The following is a 16,896-nucleotide window of genomic DNA, read 5'->3' as shown; positions in this document are numbered from 1 at the left end:
TATCATGACACTATATCAAACAACATTCGAAAATTTCAATAAAAACTACATGGGTTCTGCAGCTATGGCTGTAATTGGTCAAAGCTGCTTAGGTGGTGCTGCAGCTATGTATATTCTTTCACACGGAACCTCTGTTACGCAAATGATTCAACTGGCCATTATTGTATTAGCCTGTGTTTTTGCTAATACTTCAATTTTAGCGCAAATGAAACATAAAGTAGTTTTTAACCTTATTATTTTAAGCGCTGTACTAAGTGTTTTACTAATATTTCTGAATAGTTTTGTACTATGAAAAAGCAAATAGAAAATAGAACTGATGTCGAATTTTTAGTACATCAGTTCTATGCTAAAATAAGAGCCGATGAAGAAATTGGTTTTTATTTTAATACAATGATAAAAGACTGGGATGCACATCTCGAAAAACTAACTGATTTTTGGGAAACCAATTTATTTGCGGTCAAAAAATACAAAGGCAATCCTAATGCCGTGCACAATGATGTTGACGCTCGTTTTGATGGCAAAATTACTTCAAACGAATTCGGAATCTGGCTCAACTATTGGTTTCAGACTTTAGACGAACATTTTGAAGGCGAAAATGTGGAAACACTAAAACGACGTGCCCGAAAAATGGGAACTTTTCTGTTTGTGAGCATGTTTGAGCATCGTAAAAAATTGGCTGAAAACTCAACTGAAACTTAATTCTTCTGATTACTGCGACTGTAAACTGCGACTAAATCTTACTTCTCAAAAGCATAAACCAAAGTAAATTTCCCATCAAAATTATCTGATTTGATTTCTTCGTAACACACATTAAAATCTTTAATCAGATTATCAAAATGTAGACTGGCCTGGGTTTGTTTTTTATCCAAAGAGAAATCTCCAACTCTAATATGATCTTTAAAGCTGATTCCTTTTTCGTTTCTGATTTTGAAGATTGCTTCTTTCGCACCCCAGATAACCGTAAGTTTCTTGATGTATTCTTCAGAAACATTCGGATTTAAATATTCAAATTCAGTATCAACAAATTTATCAGCTATTTTGCGGATTTTTTCGCGCTGTAATTCCATATCAATTCCAACCGTTTCATGACTGATAATAATGGCTGCAAAATGATACGAATGCGTAATCGAAATATGATTATGACAATCGAAATAAGGTTTTCCGAATTCATCATAATGTAAATCTTTATCAGTAAAACCCATTTCCTGAATCAGCATACGAACGCTTAAAAAAGCACGCTGGTGCAACTGGGATTTCATTCCGTTTAACCTCAACTGTGTTTTTTCTTTCAAAACTACTTTGCTTAATAACTCCTCAAAAGATTCGGTTATTTCCCAAATTAAAAGTTTGGTCGTTTCGTTGCACTGGATGGTTTTAAATAAAGGCATTACTTATTTAATTGTAAATTATATGGTTAATTATGAATTATTTTTCCTTTTGAAAACTAAACTTGTAATTTAATGTCTCGTCTTTTTAGCCCTGATGGGAACGGCATCCTTTTGTGGTGGGGTTCACCACAAAAGATATAGTGGACAGCAGGATTAGCTTCTAAAAAACAATTAACAAACTAATCTTCTAAAGATTAAGAAATTAAACATTTCACAAATCTTACAGAAATAGTAAAAATTCAAAAGGTATTCCGTAAATTTGCAAAAATTTTACAATATACAAATATACTATAAATGAGTACTACAACTACGCCTTTTGTGGCTTTCAAAGTAAAAGACATCTCTCTAGCGGCTTGGGGAAGAAAAGAAATTGAATTAGCTGAAGCTGAAATGCCAGGTTTAATGGCGCTTCGTGCTGAATATAAAGATGAACAACCTCTTGCAGGTGCTCGTATCGCTGGATGTTTACACATGACAATCCAGACTGCAGTTTTGATCGAAACTTTAATCGCTCTTGGTGCTGAAGTTACTTGGTCTTCTTGTAATATTTTCTCTACTCAGGATCAGGCTGCTGCTGCTATTGCTGCTGCCGGAATTCAGGTTTACGCCTGGAAAGGTCTTGATGAGCAATCATTTGACTGGTGTATTGAGCAAACTTTATTCTTTGGTGAAGACAGAAAACCATTGAACATGATCTTGGATGATGGTGGAGATTTAACTAACATGGTTATTGACCGTTTCCCAGAATTGGTTCCTGGAATCAAAGGTTTATCTGAAGAAACTACAACTGGAGTTCACAGACTTTACGAAAGAGTAAAAGCGGGAACATTACCAATGCCTGCAATCAATATTAACGACTCTGTTACTAAATCTAAATTTGATAACAAATACGGTTGTAAAGAATCTGCAGTAGATGCAGTTCGTCGTGCAACTGACTTAATGTTAGCTGGAAAAAGAGTTATCGTTTGTGGATACGGTGACGTTGGAAAAGGAACTGCTGCTTCTTTCAGAGGTGCAGGATCTATTGTAACTGTTACTGAAATCGATCCAATTTGTGCTTTACAAGCTGCAATGGACGGTTATGAAGTTAAAAAATTAAACACTGTAATTGCTAATGCTGATATTATCATTACAACTACGGGAAATAAAGATATCGTTCTTGGAGAGCACTTCGAGCAAATGAAAGACAAAACTGTTGTTTGTAACATCGGACACTTTGATAACGAAATTGATATGGCTTGGTTAAACAAAAACCACGGTGCATCTAAAATTGAAATCAAACCTCAGGTTGACAAATATACAATCGCTGGAAAAGATATCATCATTCTTGCTGAAGGTCGTTTAGTAAACCTTGGTTGTGCTACAGGTCACCCAAGTTTTGTAATGAGTAACTCATTTACAAACCAAACTTTAGCACAAATCGAATTATGGAAAAACAGTGCTGCTTACAACAATGACGTTTATATGTTACCAAAACATTTAGATGAAAAAGTTGCTGCTTTGCACTTAGCTAAATTAGGAGTTGAATTGGAAACTTTACGTGACGATCAGGCTGCTTATATTGGTGTTCCGGTTGAAGGTCCATTCAAACCAGAGTACTACAGATACTAGTAAATTTTAGATTTCTGAGTTTAGATTTTAGATTCTAATTCAGAGTCTTAATTAACACATATTCAAACCCGACAGGCTTAAAACTTGTCGGGTTTTCTGTTTTTATACTCTTCTAAAAAAACATTTCTCTCAAAAGATTGCACGTTTACAAATATCTACTTACTTTTAATAATCAAAATAAGGTTCTATTTCTCAAATACTTAAACAGTACAAACTTGAAAAAAACTACTTATTTAATCGTCTTCTTATTTTTGCTAAGTCTCCCACAAATTATTTTTTCTCAGGAAAAGAAACCGAAAGTCGTAGTAGTATTAAGTGGTGGTGGAGCAAAAGGAATTGCCCATATTCCGCTTTTGCAAAAACTCGATTCCTTACACATTGTCCCGGATCTTATTGTGGGAAATAGTATGGGAAGCGTCATTGGAGGTTTGTATGCCATGGGATATTCCGGAGATAGCATCGAAAAACTAACCAAAAACATTTATTGGGATAAACTCCTTGGCGGAGGCCAATCATTGCGATCGGTAAGTGCAGAAGAAAAACGAGAATTTCAAAGATATTTAATTGGTATAGGCGTTAAAGATGGAAAACTTAATAGTATTGGTTCTCTCTTAAATGATCAAAATCTAAGAGAATACCTTTCTGAATTAACCTATCCTGTCTATAACGTTAGAGATTTTGACAGTCTCCCAATACCCTTTCGTGCTATGGCTACCGATTTGGTTCAAGGAAAAGAAGTTATATTAAGTAAGGGAAGTTTATCCTACGCCATGAGAGCCAGCATGTCTTTGCCAGCCGTTTTTAAGCCAATGCCGTACGAAAAAACAGTATTAGTTGACGGAGGGGTTTTAAATAATTTCCCGACGGATGTTGCCAAACAAATGGGTGCCGATATTATTATTGGAAGCGACGTAGGTGGAGGAATGGAACCAATGGATAAGCTGAATAATCTAATGACCATTTTGATGCAGACCAGTATGTTTCCGAGTAATATTAAGAATCCTGCAAATCGCGATCTTTGTACAATATTGGTTGATCACTTGCCCAACTTACGTTTCTCTACCGCCGATTTTGCAGATAGTAATGAAATCTACAAAGACGGTAAAATAGCAACAAATCAAAATCTTCCTGCGTTAATTGCCTTATCAGAAAAATTAAAAGCTTTTCCGCAACGCACGCACGCTTTGCCAGATATGCCTAAAGAATTTGTGCTGGACACAATTGTTTATAAAAATATAAGTCCTGAAAATATGCCTTTGGTGGTTGGACGAGCAAATCTTAAAACACATGTAAAATATACTACCAAAGATCTAATAGCCGGAATTAACAGAGCAATGGGTACTAATCTTTTTGATCAGATTACGTATAGCTATTTCATTAAAGACGGAGACAAATTAGGAATTACATTATTTGGATTTGAACGCGCCAAAAATCAGCTCAACACCTCAATACATTATGATACTTACAGAGGTGTTGGAATCATTTTTAATTACACAGGCCGAAATGTTCTTGCTGCTGCCTCCCGTCTTCTTGTAACAGTAGATATTGCCGAACAGCCAAAAGCGAGAATCAATTATCAGAAAAATTTCGGACAACACAGGGAATGGTGGTGGGTATCTGAGGCTTATGGAGCCTTTCTGCGACAAGAAATTTACATAAATGGCAAAGCATCAGACAACATACTTTATAATACTTTTGAATTCAATAATGAGGTAAACAAAAATTTAAATTCACTGAAAAGTTATGTAGGTTTTGGCTTAAACTATAGCTATTCTAATCTAAAACCAAAATACGACCGGGAATATAATCCAAACTCTGTTAGCCTAAACAACTACGACTCTAATAATATTGAATTCAACATGCATTATTCCTATAATGACATGGATAAAGTTTTTTTTGCCACAAACGGAACCATTATAAAAGCAAATGTAGCACGATCACTTCTTAGCGATATCAACGCCTCTTTTACTGATCCTGATTTAAACGGTATTTCCGGCCCAACAAATGGCTACACAAAATTTGGTTTTAGTTTTGAAAAGAGAGCACTCTTAAAAAAGAAAATTACAGGACTTATAGGATTTGATTCTTATTTTATTTTTCAGGACAAACTTAAGGACGATCAAATTCCGTTTTCAGGATTTGGTTATGCCGCAAAATATTTTTTAGGAGGCATTATTCCAAGCTCTGGCAGTAATCGTTTTCCATTTCCTGGCCTGCATGAAGATGAAGTCAATGTCACGCAATATATGGGACTAAAACTCGGCTCTCAAATAAATTTAATCGGAAAAATTTATCTGACTCCGCACTTTAATGTTGCCAGTGTCGGTTTTGATACTTTTGACGATTATATCGGTCATGTATTTAGTCCAAAAGGAAAGTGGGACGAAAACATGGAACCTAGCCTTTTACTTTCAGGAGGAGCAGCAATTTCTTATCAGTCCATTCTGGGTCCAATTCATTTTGACACTTCCTGGATAAACAACATTGATAAAGTGCGATTGTTTTTTAGCGTTGGATTATCACTCAATCCGTAGTCAATTTTTTCAATCTAAAATCTAAACTCAGAAATCTAAAATATAAGGGCGTGCCACCATTTAAAAAAAGGCCTAAATATGCTTTGCGCGCATTAGGCCTTTTCTTAAATGCTGTCGGGCTATCCGCACTGCTTCGGCAGTTAGCTCCTATCCCCTCACGCAAAACGTAAATCAAGAAAGCCCAGTAAACAAGAGATTCTTTTTTCAAAAGCTTCTTCTTATATTTACTACAAATACTTTTTATGAAACAATTTATTCTCTTCAACCTGTTTTTATCTATAAACTGTTCCGTATTTGCTCAAAATAACGATACCTGGATTTCATTTTGGGACAAAGACACCACACACATCGGATTTAAAGATCAAAACGGGAACATCAAGATAACGCCAAAATTTACGAGAATCACTTCTGCTCATAAATTTGACGCTATCATTGCTGTAAGTGAAGACATAAAGGGGAGTTGGAAAAGTTATTACTTAACCAAAGCCGGAAGAATAGTTGGCCTTGACAGTTTGTATATTTTTGACAACGGACCAGATTGCGAAAATGAAGGTTTCATTCGTTTTAGGGATCCAAAGACGTATAAAATGGGCATGTTCAACAGCGAAGGAAAGGTTGCGATTCCGGCAGCATACAGCAATTTAACAAAAGCCAGAAACGGAATGGTCGTCGCATTAAAAGGCGCAATTAAAAAAAAGTTTGACGACGAACATTTTGGCTGGACTGGAGGAAAAGAATTTCTAATTGATACAAACAATAAAATCTTAATAGAAAACTTTGAATATGAAAACGATTTTGATTTAAACTTTTATTCTGTACAGAAATCAAAAAATCCAAGCAAAGATCCAACAAGAGAAAATTTCCCTGGAATTAACGGTCAATATTATTCCTTTATTGATTATGATAAAGAATTTAAATTATGGATCAAAAACACTTTGCTTTCAGATCTATCTAAAGAAAATTTATTGACAAATTCTTTTGAGAAAATTACCTATTGGAAAAACCCAAACGGATGGATCAATGAACCAAAAGCTAAATTTATCGATCAGAATTACAAGATTTTAAAAATGAAATTACAAGAACTCAATTCTGAAAAAACGGACTATTTTATTTCAACTGATGGTTTAAATCAATTTATATTCGAAGCAAAAGAATATGAAGAATATTTTAATAATTGTAATGAATCAAAAGAGTGGCAATATCCTGTTAAAAACATAGTAATCACTTCAAAAGACAATGAGGATTTTGGCCAGGATCATTTTGAATTTTTAAGAACCGAAAATGGTTACAAATTAATAAGTGTTTCTATCTCAGAAGATACTCTTAAATAACCCATTTGGTTTTACATTTTCACTTTTTACATCTCTCTCAAAAACAAATCTTAACTTTGTAAAAACGTGAAACATGAAAAACTTCTTCTTTTTAGGAATTGCCATACTATTTGAAATCATTGCCACATCAGCCTTAAAAAAATCCGAGCAGTTTACGCAGCTTATCCCCAGCATTATTACAATTATAGGCTATTTTGCTGCATTTTACTTTCTAAGTTTTGCTATACGAACTATTCCGGTTGGAATTGCTTACGCAATTTGGTCCGGCGTAGGAATCGTTTTAATCACTATTATTGGAGCGGTTTTCTTTAAGCAAATTCCAGATTTGCCAGCCATAATTGGATTGGCTTTAATTATGATTGGTGTGGTTGTCATCAATGTTTTCTCTAAAACAACGGTACATTAATCTCAAACTTAAAAAAATGGATTTTAGAAAAGCGACTATTTTAGATTTAGTGGAAATGCAGGAAATGTACATTGAAACCATTAAATGGGTTTGTAAAAACGATTATACTCCTTTGCAGATTGACGCTTGGGTTTCAGGGCTCAATAATACAGAACGCTGGCTGAAACTTATTCATGAACAATATGTTTTACTGGCTACTATAAACGATCAAATTGTGGGTTATGGAACTCTTAAAAATGGAAATTATATAGATTTCTTTTGCGTTCACAAAGATTTCCAGCGTCAGGGAATTGCCGATAAAGTTTTTACTGAATTAGAACACGAAGCTATAAAAGAAAACTCAAAAACAATAACAGCCGACATTAGTATAACTGCAAAGCCATTCTTTGAAAAGAAAGGATTTGTTGTAAAAGCCAAGCAGAAAAATATGCGATTGGGAGTTGAATTGATTAATTATAAAATGGAAAAAGAACTAGAGTAAATTTGTTTCAGGTTTCATGTTACTACAAAACCTGAAACCTGAAACTTGAAACAAAAGAAAAAACAAAGCAAGTTTCGGATTTTATGACTGCCAAACCCTGTCGATATTTGCATTATAAAATTGAAAGAAATGAACACACAGGAAAACATTAATTATAACCGAATTGCAGATGCAATTGATTATATCAAAGCAAATTTTAAAGATCAGCCCAATCTTGATGAGGTTGCCGAAAAAGTGCATTTGAGTCCGTTTCATTTTCAGCGTTTGTTTACGGAATGGGCCGGCACAAGTCCGAAGAAGTTTTTGCAATATATCAGTGTCGAGCATGCTAAAAAAATTCTGAAAGAAGACAATCAGGCAACCTTGTTTGATGCCGCTTTTGATACCGGACTTTCCGGAACGAGCCGTCTGCACGATTTGTTTGTCAATATCGAAGGAATGACACCAGCGGAATATAAAAATGGCGGAAAAAATTTAGAAATCAACTTCAGTTTTGCCGAAAGCCCGTTTGGGAATATTATAGTTTCTTCAACCCAAAAAGGCGTTTGTTTTATGGCTTTCGCCGAAAACGAAGAAATCGGATTTTACGATTTAAAAAACAAATTTCCAAACGCAACATTTTCCCGAAAACTGGATTTGGTACAACAAAATGCCTTATTTATTTTCCAGAACGACTGGAGCAAGTTATCTGAAATTAAACTTCATTTAAAAGGCACCGATTTCCAATTGAAAGTTTGGGAAACGTTACTTAAAATCCCAATGGGACAACTTTCTACTTATGGTTCCATTGCGCATCAAATCGAAAAACCAAATGCTTCTCGAGCTGTCGGAACGGCTATTGGAAGCAATCCTGTAGCGTTTTTAATTCCATGTCATCGCGTTATTCAATCCACTGGAGCATTTGGTGGTTATATGTGGGGAAGCACGCGTAAAACCGCTATTATTGGCTGGGAAGGCGCACAACTAAATTCAGATCTCTAAACTTAGTTCCATGCAAAATATACAATCAAAAATTGCTTCTCAAAACTGGGAAAGCATCAGCGAATCTATGCACAAAAACGGATTTGCAATCATTCCGAATTTACTTCATAACGAACAATGCGAAGATTTAAAATTCGATTATGATAATCCAAATTTATATCGAAAAACTGTTGTCATGGAGCGATACCGATTTGGTTTGGGTGAATATAAATACTTTAATTATCCGCTTCCGGATTTGATTCAAACCATACGTTCCGCCATTTATCCAAAACTGGTGCCAATTGCAAACTCATGGATGAAAGTCTTAAACATCAATACAATTTTCCCGGAAACACACGAAAAATTACTCGAACAATGTCATGCCAATAATCAACTAAAAGCAACTGTTTTAATTTTAAAATATGGTAAAAGTGGTTTTAATACTTTGCATCAGGATTTATACGGAGATATTTATTTTCCTATTCAAATCGTAGTTTTCCTAAACGAACCCGATGAAGATTTTACGGGAGGCGAATTTGTGTTAACACAACAAACGCCAAGAGCGCAATCGAAAGCAATTGTTTTGAAACCCAAAAAAGGTGATGTTTTGGTTTTTACAACCAATTTCAGGCCTGTAAAAGGTACAAAAGGATATTATCGTGTGAACATGAAACATGGTGTGAGCGAGATTCATTCTGGTGAACGGCATACTTTGGGGATTATTTTTCATGATGCACTATCGTCATAAATTTAGTCTCGCAAAGTCCCAGAGTCGTAAAATTTTTATTTCACGCAGATTTTAAAAGGATTTAAGCAGATTTGCGCAGATGATTTATTTCCAACTATATTTAATTAAAATCTGCAAAATCTGCGTGAAAAATTAATTTAATCTAATCTGTGTAAAAAAACCACTCTTTGCGTACACGCACTTCTGTGCGCTTCTACGATAAAAAATGCAATAAAAAAAACATCATGATCAATCATTCTAAAATTCCCGATTCCGATCTTCGGAATAAAATTAAAAATGCTGAAATTTGCTTCGGTGGAAACCGAAAATTAAAAATCTACGGAACCTTAAAATGCAGTTCCGGAAAAAGAATGAAACGCGAGAATCGGGTTTTCTTTTTATCTGAAAATGAAGCCAGGCAAAATGGTTTCAGACCTTGTGGGCATTGCATGAAAACCGAATATCAAAACTGGAAAAATGGACTTATTTAATCCACATACAGACGAAACAACTAATTTACTCCCGAAAGAGGGAACGGTGAATTATTACGGAAAATTATTTTCTCGTGAAGATTCAAACCATTATTTAGAAGTGCTTTTGGATACTATCGAATGGAAAAATGATGAAGCGATTATCTTCGGAAAATTAATTTTGACCAAACGAAAAGTAGCCTGGTATGGCGATTCTGGTTTTGAATATACATACTCCAATACAACAAAAAAAGCACTTCCGTGGACAAAAGAACTTTTGGAATTAAAAGCCATTATTGAAGAAAAAACAGGTGAAACATTCAACTCTTGTTTACTAAATTTATATCATTCCGGTGATGAAGGAATGGCCTGGCACAGCGACGCTGAAAAAGATTTGAAGAAGAATGGCGCGATTGGTTCCGTCAGTTTTGGTGCTGAACGCAAGTTCGCTTTCAAACATAAAGAAACCAAAGAAGTTGTTTCCTTAATTCTGGAACACGGAAGTTTATTAGTAATGAAAGATGAAACACAAACACATTGGTTACATCGTTTACCACCAACCAAAACGACTTCAAAACCAAGAGTAAATTTGACTTTTAGAACGATTGTGAAATAGAAAATTATTTCTTTTTTGAAATTACATTTTCATAAGATCGTATCAAAGCGTCTTCAAACATTTCGGGTCTTACTTCTAAAAGTTCGACTATCGTCCAGCCTTGTTTCCCCCATTTATTAGGAATTGGATAAAAAATCTTTTCACTTGAAGCACAAAAGACAGATTGATCGATTTCATTTAATTTTAAAACCGCTCTGTTATTTTTCTCATCAAAAGTGCCGAAGATTTTCTTATTGACACGAAAAGAAGTTTTCTCGAAATGGGGCTCTTCTGTCGCATTAGGAAATGACATCGCTAATTTTCTAAATGCTTCAATGGAGACCATAATCTATAAATTTAAAAATTAATTCTAATTTTACCAGCCCTGATTCAGTCCATTTTTCAAGACTTCTTTATATTTATCTTTATCAAAAGTATACAAATTTGGCGCTTTGTGTGCAACGTTGCTTTTCTTTTCGTCCAATTTCGTCAGGATTCCGATGTTGGTTATTTTTCGGAGAAAATTTCTTCTATCCAGTTTTTTATCTAAGATTGTTTCATATAATTTCTGAAGTTCCGGAATGGTAAATTTCTCTGGCAACAAATTGTATCCAACTGGCATTAAATTCAATTCCATTCTTAATGTAGCCAATGCTTTACCTAAAATTTCTTTGTGATCCAAAATTAGCTCAGGAACTTCTTTATGATCAATCCATTCAATTATTTCGTCTTTATTAGCCGGTTTTGGAATAGTTTTTAAAAAATCGACTAAGGCATAATACCCAATCGTTACAAAACGACGCGTCAGCCATTTTGCTTTTTCTTCAAATATTTCCAGATATTCTAATGCTTCTTTACTAAAATGTTGATCGTTTCTCTTTACTTTTCCAAAAGTGGCAAATTGTCTCAAAAAAATACCATCAACTCCAGTTCTTTCATTTAAAACGGTCACCGCAGCAACGTCAATATCCTGATTTACGGGAATAAATCCACCCGGTAAAGACCATGTTTCTCTATGTGGAATTTTAATCAATAAAACCTTAAGCTGATTATCATGAAAACCAAAAATCACACAATCTATTGAAAGACCAGGCTGATAATTTTCATAATTTTCTAGAATATCCTTTAGCATTTTTGTTTTATTAAATCCCGATTTCTGATACTGATTTAGCACGCAATTTAATTCATTTTTAGAAATAACAAACATTTTCTTAAAAATGAGTCTTTATTAAAATTTAAAAATCAAGTGCTTAGTAGTAAAAAGTAAAAAGTGTGTAAATCACAATTTTTACTTAAAATGAAAAACGAATTGAAAAATTAATTACATTGCGTCATAATAACACATTTGCAATAATATTTATTATTATTGTAAATTAAAGAAAGAATAATATTACATAATTGATTAATTCTGTAATACTTATTTAAAGAATGAAAGTAAAAATGTCAATGCGAGAGACAATGAATACCAATCCGTTAAAAAATATAAATCAAAAAATTAGAACCAAAATCTGGACGTCATTCGGGTTTGTTTCTAAAACATATCTTTTAGAAGAATCAATAAAATATAGCCAGCAACAAGAAAAGATTTTCAACCAAATGATTGTTGAAACTGAGGCGAAAGATAAAAAAGCAAAACGTGAAGCTTTTGACAAAGCATTATATGCGTCGTATAAAGGAATTGGCGCTATGGATTTTATAAATACAGTTTTGAAATAATTCAGAACCTTTATAAAATCCATAACGCCAATTTTAATTGACTTTACGTTATTGTACTAATTCAAAGTCAGATCTTAGTTTACTATCTGCTGACGAAGCTCCAATCATTACTTCGAAATCTCCTGGTTCAGCAACCCATTCTAATTTATTATTGTAGAAAGAAAGCTTCTCTTTATCAATTGTAAACTCGATAGTTTTAGATTCTCCTGCATTCAATTTCACTTTTTGAAAATCTCTCAATTCTAAAACTGGTCTTACAACAGATCCGAATTTATCTTTCAAATACAACTGCACCACTTCTTCTCCAGCCACTTTTCCAACATTTGACAATTGAAAAGAAACGGTAATTGTTTCGTTACTTTTAATTTTTGTTGCAGATAATTTCAAGCCTGAATAATCAAATTTTGTATAACTCAAACCATATCCAAAAGGAAATTTAGGCGAGTTTTTCAAATCGATATAAGCCGAAACATAATTTTTTGAATCCTCATCTTTCGCTGGTCTTCCTGTGCTGAAATGATTGTAATAAATGGGCACCTGCCCTACTTCTCTTGGAAAAGTCATAGGCAATTTTCCTGAAGGATTGTAATCTCCAAATAAAACATTAGCGATTGCATTTCCTGCTTCAGTTCCTAACCACCAGGTATATACAATTGCAGGAACATTATCTGCAGTCCAGTTAAAAATAAGAGGTCTTCCTGCATTTACCAAAACCACAACTGGTTTTCCTGTTGCCTGAATCGCTTTTACTAAATCTTCCTGAACACCTGGCAAATGAAGATCACTTCTACTTTTTGCTTCACCGCTCATATCACGTCTTTCACCAATACTCAAAATAACAACATCAGCTTGTTGAGCAATTGCAACCGCTTCAGCAAAACCATCTTTATTATCTCCGTCAACTTCACAACCTTTAGCATACAATAATTTAGTGTTTTTACCTACTTTATTTTGCAAACCATCCCATTGCGAAACTACCCATTTATCATAATTTACATCTGGCAATTCAACTGACCAAAATCCCATATTGGCTTTGTATTCTTTTACCATTGGTCCAATAAATGCAATTGTTTTTACGCTTTTAGAAAGTGGTAAAATCTGGTTTTCATTCTTCAATAAAACAATACTTTTTTCCGCTACTTCAAGTGCTGCTTTTCTGTTTTCCGGATTGCTCAACGCTTTTTCAGCTCTCTTTTCATCAGAATATCGGTAAGGGTCCTCAAATAAACCTAATTCGAATTTCTTGCGAAGAATACGCCTTACGGCATCATCAACCAGATCAACAGAAACTCTGCCTTCTTTAATCAATTCGGCTAGATTATAACGGTAGGCATTACTTTCCATATCCATATCGCTTCCGGCAGTAATTGCTGAATAAGCTGCTTCTTTAAGATCTTTTGAGTAACCGTGTGCAACCATTTCTCCAATCGAACCCCAATCCGAAACTACGAATCCCTGAAAGTTCCATTTTCCTTTCAAAATATCACGCTGCAAATGAGCATTTCCAGTTGCCGGAATTCCATTTAAATCATTAAATGAATTCATAAATGTTGCTGCTCCAGCATCTAAAGCTGCTTTAAAAGGAGGTAAATACGTTTCTAACAACATTCTTTCACTCATATCAACAGAGTTATAATCTCTTCCTCCAACACCTGCACCGTAAGCAGCAAAGTGTTTTACGCAAGCCATAACGGAGTTTAAATCTCCTAATTTATTCCCTTGAAAACCTTTTACTCTTGCATAGGCAATTTTAGATCCCAAATAAGTATCTTCTCCGGCACCTTCCATTACTCTTCCCCATCTTGGGTCACGACCAATATCTACCATTGGAGCAAATGTCCAGTGAATACCACTTGCAGAAGCTTCTGTAGCCGCAACTCTGGCTGCCAGTTCAATAGCTGCTAAATCCCAACTTGCTGCTTCGGCTAACGGAATTGGAAATGTTGTTTTATAACCGTGAATAACGTCCTGACCAAACAACAATGGAATTTTAAGACGTGACTGCATTGCCAGTTCCTGATATTGTCTGGTATATTTTGTTCCGATTATATTTAACATCGAACCTACTAAACCTGCCTTAATTTCGGCTTGTTTGTTTGGATTTATTGTTATTGGTCCTGTTGCAGAATTATCCCCTGTGTATTGATTAAGTTGTCCAATTTTTTCCTCAATCGTCATTTTTTTCAAGAGATCATTTACTTTCTGATCAATTGTTTGTTGCTGAGCGACCGCAAAAAGGGATACCATCAACAACGTAAAAGTGGTTATTTTCTTCATGAATTTAATTTTGATTACCAAACGTAAGTTGCAACTGCACCTGCATTTAAAGTAGTTGAAATTTGTTTTTGATTGTATTTGATATTGAATGTTTCTACCGCTGTTCCGTCGTTTTCTACAATGAGAACAATTTTTCCTGCTGGCGTTTTAAAAGCGACATTATAAAGATTTCCGCTAATATTACTTCCGATTCTTACGGATCCTTCCGGAACAAATTTTGACGCGTGTCCGATAATGTAATATCCAACTTCTCTTTTAATATTCTGGGCCTGATCAATCATTAACGCGCCTTTACAAGTAGAACATCCACCTGGTGTAAATGGTTTATAGAATTCATCATTTGCTAATCCCCATGAAAGTGCATTTACACTCCAATTACGCATTGAACCAATTACTACATTTTTTACACTCCATTTCAAATCCGATTCAAAACTGCTTTTTGATCCTGTATATTGCTCTGTAAAATATAAATCTTTGTTTGGGTAAGCATCATGAACTTTGCTTAAAGCGCTGATATCTCCTTCATATAAGTGGAAAGCTGAACCTGCTACAAAAGGCAATGCTTTTGGATCATTTAAAATGGTTAAAGGATATTCCGGTTTGTTACAATTGTGATCGTAAACCACAATTTTAGTTTTAATATTTGCTTTCGCGAAAGCAGGACCCAAATTGGTTTTAATAAATTCTGCCTCTTGTTCTGCAAGCATTAATAAACTCGGATTGTTTCCAGGATGTAATGGCTCGTTTTGAGGTGTGATCGCATCAATTATAATTCCCTGTGCTTTCATTGCCTGAATATATTTCACGAAGTACTCTGCATAAACCTGATAATATTTAGGCTGTAAACTTCCTCCTTTTGAGCTTCCATTGTCTTTCATCCAAACTGGTGGCGACCATGGTGAACCCATAATTTTTATCTTTGGATTTATCGCTAAAATCTCTTTTAAAACTGGTACAACATCTTTTAAATCCGGTCCCAGATTAAATTTTTCCAGCTTTAAATCGGTTTGCCCTTCCGGCATATCATCATACGAGAAAACGCTTTCATTCAAATCTGAAGCACCAATACTAATTCTTAAATAACTCAAACCGATGGCATCCTCTTTTCTCGAAAAAAGTTCCTGAAGCAAAGCTTCTTTTTTAGCTTTATCCAATTTTAAAATTGTTTGTGCACTTCCTCCGGTTAATGAAAATCCAAAACCTTCAATGGTTTGAAATTTCTGAGAAGCTTCAACTGAAATGGTTTGGTTTGAATTCGTTTCTGAATTAAAAACCAAATCGTTCTGTTTTTGCAATTTTGATGACTCGTCTGTAGTTGTGATCCAGGATTCAGCTTTACCAGAACTGGAAGCTGCATTTTTTGAAGACCCACATTTTACCTGAACTGCAATAAGAGGCAGTAAAAGTAAAATCTGGAGTTTTTTGATGCTGTTTTTCATATTTAATCTATTTCTATTAAAACAGGTAAATGATCTGAAGGATATTTTAAATCTTTAGAGTCACTTAACACTGCGTGTTTTTCGATTTTTAGTCCACTATTTTTAGAAACAAAAATGTAATCTATTAATAATGTTACCGGTTGATCATGTTTAAAACCGTTGAAAGTTCCTGATGGCCCAAAAGGTTTTTCTTTAGAAATATCGCTGGTATCATCCATCACTTTTTTAATCTCCATAATTTGTTTGGTATCAGGCTCCGAATTAAAATCACCCATTAAAAAAACAGGGTATTTTTTGCTATTGACTTCCTTTATTTTAGAAAGTACTACCTGCACTCCTTTTATCCTTGCCACTTCGCCCATATGATCTAAATGCAGATTAAAAACCCAAAATGTTTTTTTGGTTTTCAAATCTGTAAAAAGCCCATAGGTACAAACCCTGTTACAAGCAGCATCCCATCCTCTTGAAACTACATTTGGTATTTCTGACAACCAAAAGGTAGTAGCATCCTGAATTGTAAAACGATCTTTTTTATAATAAATCGTACAGGCTTCTCCTGTTCCTTTTTCTTCCCTTCCTATTCCAAACCTGTTGTATTTTGGAAAAGCCGAAGCAATATCAATGACCTGATTTGGAGTTGCTTCCTGAACTCCAAAAATATCCGGACTGTAAAAATGTATTTGAGCGGTAAAATAATCCTTTCGGTTTGGCCATGCATTTTCTCCATCAGAGGCAACATCCAGACGAATATTGTAGGTCATAATTTTTAAGTTCTGACCATAAAATGAACTACTCACCAAAAGCACCATTACTACAAAAACAACTTTATTTATCTTTTTCATCTTAAAAAATTTTAATCTCGTAAAGCTAGGTTTTCCGTGACTTTACTGAAAAAAATTAACTCCAAAAAGAATGTTAATTAAATATTCTTCTATAATCAAAATCAAATTAATCATGACCT

The 16,896-nt window shown here is 34.4% G+C and carries 18 protein-coding genes; 12 read left to right on the top strand and 6 right to left on the bottom strand.

All coding sequences use genetic code 11. The features are described 5' to 3' along the window. Window positions 1-4 precede the first annotated feature (4 nt). On the top strand, window positions 5-292 hold the full coding sequence (locus B0A65_RS08660) for a hypothetical protein (protein WP_074660500.1): 288 nt from the start codon (window positions 5-7) through the stop codon (window positions 290-292). Beyond that, on the top strand, window positions 289-699 hold the full coding sequence (locus B0A65_RS08655) for a group III truncated hemoglobin (RefSeq protein ID WP_074660499.1): 411 nt from the start codon (window positions 289-291) through the stop codon (window positions 697-699). The genes B0A65_RS08660 and B0A65_RS08655 overlap by 4 nt, the downstream gene beginning before the upstream one ends. Window positions 700-737: 38 nt before the next feature. On the opposite strand, the gene B0A65_RS08650 is transcribed toward B0A65_RS08655, so the two are convergent. Next, a complete protein-coding gene (locus B0A65_RS08650) occupies window positions 738-1,388 on the bottom strand; it encodes a 4'-phosphopantetheinyl transferase family protein (protein ID WP_074660498.1) in 651 nt (216 codons plus the stop codon). Between the two features lie 294 nt (window positions 1,389-1,682). On the opposite strand from B0A65_RS08650, the gene ahcY reads away from it, so the two are divergent. The 9 genes from ahcY to B0A65_RS08600 all read left to right on the top strand — a co-directional run bounded on the left by ahcY (window position 1,683) and on the right by B0A65_RS08600 (window position 10,524). After that, the gene (gene ahcY, locus B0A65_RS08645; protein ID WP_056245149.1) at window positions 1,683-2,999 is read left to right on the top strand and encodes an adenosylhomocysteinase; all 1,317 of its coding nucleotides are present in this window, start codon (window positions 1,683-1,685) and stop codon (window positions 2,997-2,999) included. A 215-nt stretch (window positions 3,000-3,214) separates the two neighbouring features. Continuing rightward, window positions 3,215-5,533 (top strand): patatin-like phospholipase family protein, encoded by a 2,319-nt coding sequence (locus tag B0A65_RS08640; protein WP_074660497.1) that lies wholly within the window; start codon window positions 3,215-3,217, stop codon window positions 5,531-5,533. A gap of 242 nt (window positions 5,534-5,775) precedes the next feature. After that, window positions 5,776-6,864, top strand: a complete 1,089-nt coding sequence (locus B0A65_RS08630) for a WG repeat-containing protein (protein WP_207556414.1) — start codon at window positions 5,776-5,778, stop codon at window positions 6,862-6,864. A gap of 73 nt (window positions 6,865-6,937) precedes the next feature. Next, window positions 6,938-7,270, top strand: a complete 333-nt coding sequence (locus B0A65_RS08625) for a DMT family transporter (protein ID WP_074660495.1) — start codon at window positions 6,938-6,940, stop codon at window positions 7,268-7,270. 16 nt (window positions 7,271-7,286) lie between these two features. Beyond that, window positions 7,287-7,751 carry a GNAT family N-acetyltransferase gene (locus B0A65_RS08620; protein WP_074660494.1) on the top strand — a complete coding sequence of 155 codons (465 nt, stop codon included), beginning with the start codon at window positions 7,287-7,289 and terminating at the stop codon, window positions 7,749-7,751. A 129-nt stretch (window positions 7,752-7,880) separates the two neighbouring features. Next, the gene (locus tag B0A65_RS08615; RefSeq protein ID WP_074660493.1) at window positions 7,881-8,732 is read left to right on the top strand and encodes a methylated-DNA--[protein]-cysteine S-methyltransferase; all 852 of its coding nucleotides are present in this window, start codon (window positions 7,881-7,883) and stop codon (window positions 8,730-8,732) included. A gap of 10 nt (window positions 8,733-8,742) precedes the next feature. Then, a complete protein-coding gene (locus B0A65_RS08610) occupies window positions 8,743-9,459 on the top strand; it encodes a 2OG-Fe(II) oxygenase (RefSeq protein ID WP_074660492.1) in 717 nt (238 codons plus the stop codon). Window positions 9,460-9,683: 224 nt separating this feature from the next. Beyond that, window positions 9,684-9,929 carry an Ada metal-binding domain-containing protein gene (locus B0A65_RS08605; protein WP_074660606.1) on the top strand — a complete coding sequence of 82 codons (246 nt, stop codon included), beginning with the start codon at window positions 9,684-9,686 and terminating at the stop codon, window positions 9,927-9,929. Continuing rightward, window positions 9,916-10,524 (top strand): alpha-ketoglutarate-dependent dioxygenase AlkB family protein, encoded by a 609-nt coding sequence (locus tag B0A65_RS08600; RefSeq protein WP_074660491.1) that lies wholly within the window; start codon window positions 9,916-9,918, stop codon window positions 10,522-10,524. Before B0A65_RS08605 ends, B0A65_RS08600 begins: the two co-directional genes overlap by 14 nt. Window positions 10,525-10,528: 4 nt before the next feature. On the opposite strand, the gene B0A65_RS08595 is transcribed toward B0A65_RS08600, so the two are convergent. Together B0A65_RS08595 and B0A65_RS08590 are read right to left on the bottom strand one after the other, a co-directional pair. Beyond that, entirely contained in the window at window positions 10,529-10,849 is a 321-nt protein-coding gene (locus tag B0A65_RS08595; RefSeq protein ID WP_074660490.1) for an MmcQ/YjbR family DNA-binding protein, read from the bottom strand. A gap of 30 nt (window positions 10,850-10,879) precedes the next feature. Next, window positions 10,880-11,635, bottom strand: coding sequence for an NUDIX hydrolase (locus tag B0A65_RS08590; RefSeq protein WP_074660604.1), 756 nt, complete (start codon window positions 11,633-11,635; stop codon window positions 10,880-10,882). Window positions 11,636-11,931: 296 nt separating this feature from the next. Between B0A65_RS08590 and B0A65_RS08585 the strand changes: the two genes are divergently transcribed. Then, on the top strand, window positions 11,932-12,219 hold the full coding sequence (locus B0A65_RS08585; protein ID WP_242670253.1) for a hypothetical protein: 288 nt from the start codon (window positions 11,932-11,934) through the stop codon (window positions 12,217-12,219). A gap of 48 nt (window positions 12,220-12,267) precedes the next feature. Here the strand turns inward: B0A65_RS08585 and B0A65_RS08580 are convergent, their stop codons facing one another. From B0A65_RS08580 to B0A65_RS08570, 3 genes are read right to left on the bottom strand one after another with little or no spacing between them, the layout of a single operon-like run. Next, window positions 12,268-14,496, bottom strand: a complete 2,229-nt coding sequence (locus B0A65_RS08580; RefSeq protein ID WP_074660489.1) for a glycoside hydrolase family 3 N-terminal domain-containing protein — start codon at window positions 14,494-14,496, stop codon at window positions 12,268-12,270. 14 nt (window positions 14,497-14,510) lie between these two features. After that, window positions 14,511-15,935: a glycoside hydrolase family 30 protein gene (locus B0A65_RS08575; RefSeq protein ID WP_074660488.1), complete on the bottom strand. Its 1,425-nt coding sequence runs from the start codon at window positions 15,933-15,935 to the stop codon at window positions 14,511-14,513. 2 nt (window positions 15,936-15,937) lie between these two features. Continuing rightward, window positions 15,938-16,777 carry an endonuclease/exonuclease/phosphatase family protein gene (locus B0A65_RS08570; RefSeq protein WP_074660487.1) on the bottom strand — a complete coding sequence of 280 codons (840 nt, stop codon included), beginning with the start codon at window positions 16,775-16,777 and terminating at the stop codon, window positions 15,938-15,940. Window positions 16,778-16,896: the final 119 nt, after the last annotated feature.

Origin of the sequence: Flavobacterium frigidimaris (assembly GCF_002217275.1) — a bacterium.
Taxonomy (GTDB): Bacteria; Bacteroidota; Bacteroidia; order Flavobacteriales; family Flavobacteriaceae; genus Flavobacterium; species Flavobacterium aquidurense.
The sequence above is the reverse complement of the archived record's forward strand: the minus strand, read 5'-3'. Positions and strand labels throughout refer to the sequence as shown.

What these genes read in the sequence shown, in the direction of transcription:
- B0A65_RS08660 (WP_074660500.1), top strand. Translation starts at nt 5, where the DNA reads ATGACACTATATCAAACAACATTCGAAAATTTCAATAAAAACTACATG.
- B0A65_RS08655 (WP_074660499.1), top strand. Translation starts at nt 289, where the DNA reads ATGAAAAAGCAAATAGAAAATAGAACTGATGTCGAATTTTTAGTACAT.
- B0A65_RS08650 (WP_074660498.1), bottom strand. Translation starts at nt 1,388, where the DNA reads ATGCCTTTATTTAAAACCATCCAGTGCAACGAAACGACCAAACTTTTA.
- ahcY (WP_056245149.1), top strand. Translation starts at nt 1,683, where the DNA reads ATGAGTACTACAACTACGCCTTTTGTGGCTTTCAAAGTAAAAGACATC.
- B0A65_RS08630 (WP_207556414.1), top strand. Translation starts at nt 5,776, where the DNA reads ATGAAACAATTTATTCTCTTCAACCTGTTTTTATCTATAAACTGTTCC.
- B0A65_RS08625 (WP_074660495.1), top strand. Translation starts at nt 6,938, where the DNA reads ATGAAAAACTTCTTCTTTTTAGGAATTGCCATACTATTTGAAATCATT.
- B0A65_RS08620 (WP_074660494.1), top strand. Translation starts at nt 7,287, where the DNA reads ATGGATTTTAGAAAAGCGACTATTTTAGATTTAGTGGAAATGCAGGAA.
- B0A65_RS08615 (WP_074660493.1), top strand. Translation starts at nt 7,881, where the DNA reads ATGAACACACAGGAAAACATTAATTATAACCGAATTGCAGATGCAATT.
- B0A65_RS08610 (WP_074660492.1), top strand. Translation starts at nt 8,743, where the DNA reads ATGCAAAATATACAATCAAAAATTGCTTCTCAAAACTGGGAAAGCATC.
- B0A65_RS08605 (WP_074660606.1), top strand. Translation starts at nt 9,684, where the DNA reads ATGATCAATCATTCTAAAATTCCCGATTCCGATCTTCGGAATAAAATT.
- B0A65_RS08600 (WP_074660491.1), top strand. Translation starts at nt 9,916, where the DNA reads ATGGACTTATTTAATCCACATACAGACGAAACAACTAATTTACTCCCG.
- B0A65_RS08595 (WP_074660490.1), bottom strand. Translation starts at nt 10,849, where the DNA reads ATGGTCTCCATTGAAGCATTTAGAAAATTAGCGATGTCATTTCCTAAT.
- B0A65_RS08590 (WP_074660604.1), bottom strand. Translation starts at nt 11,635, where the DNA reads ATGCTAAAGGATATTCTAGAAAATTATGAAAATTATCAGCCTGGTCTT.
- B0A65_RS08585 (WP_242670253.1), top strand. Translation starts at nt 11,932, where the DNA reads ATGAAAGTAAAAATGTCAATGCGAGAGACAATGAATACCAATCCGTTA.
- B0A65_RS08580 (WP_074660489.1), bottom strand. Translation starts at nt 14,496, where the DNA reads ATGAAGAAAATAACCACTTTTACGTTGTTGATGGTATCCCTTTTTGCG.
- B0A65_RS08575 (WP_074660488.1), bottom strand. Translation starts at nt 15,935, where the DNA reads ATGAAAAACAGCATCAAAAAACTCCAGATTTTACTTTTACTGCCTCTT.
- B0A65_RS08570 (WP_074660487.1), bottom strand. Translation starts at nt 16,777, where the DNA reads ATGAAAAAGATAAATAAAGTTGTTTTTGTAGTAATGGTGCTTTTGGTG.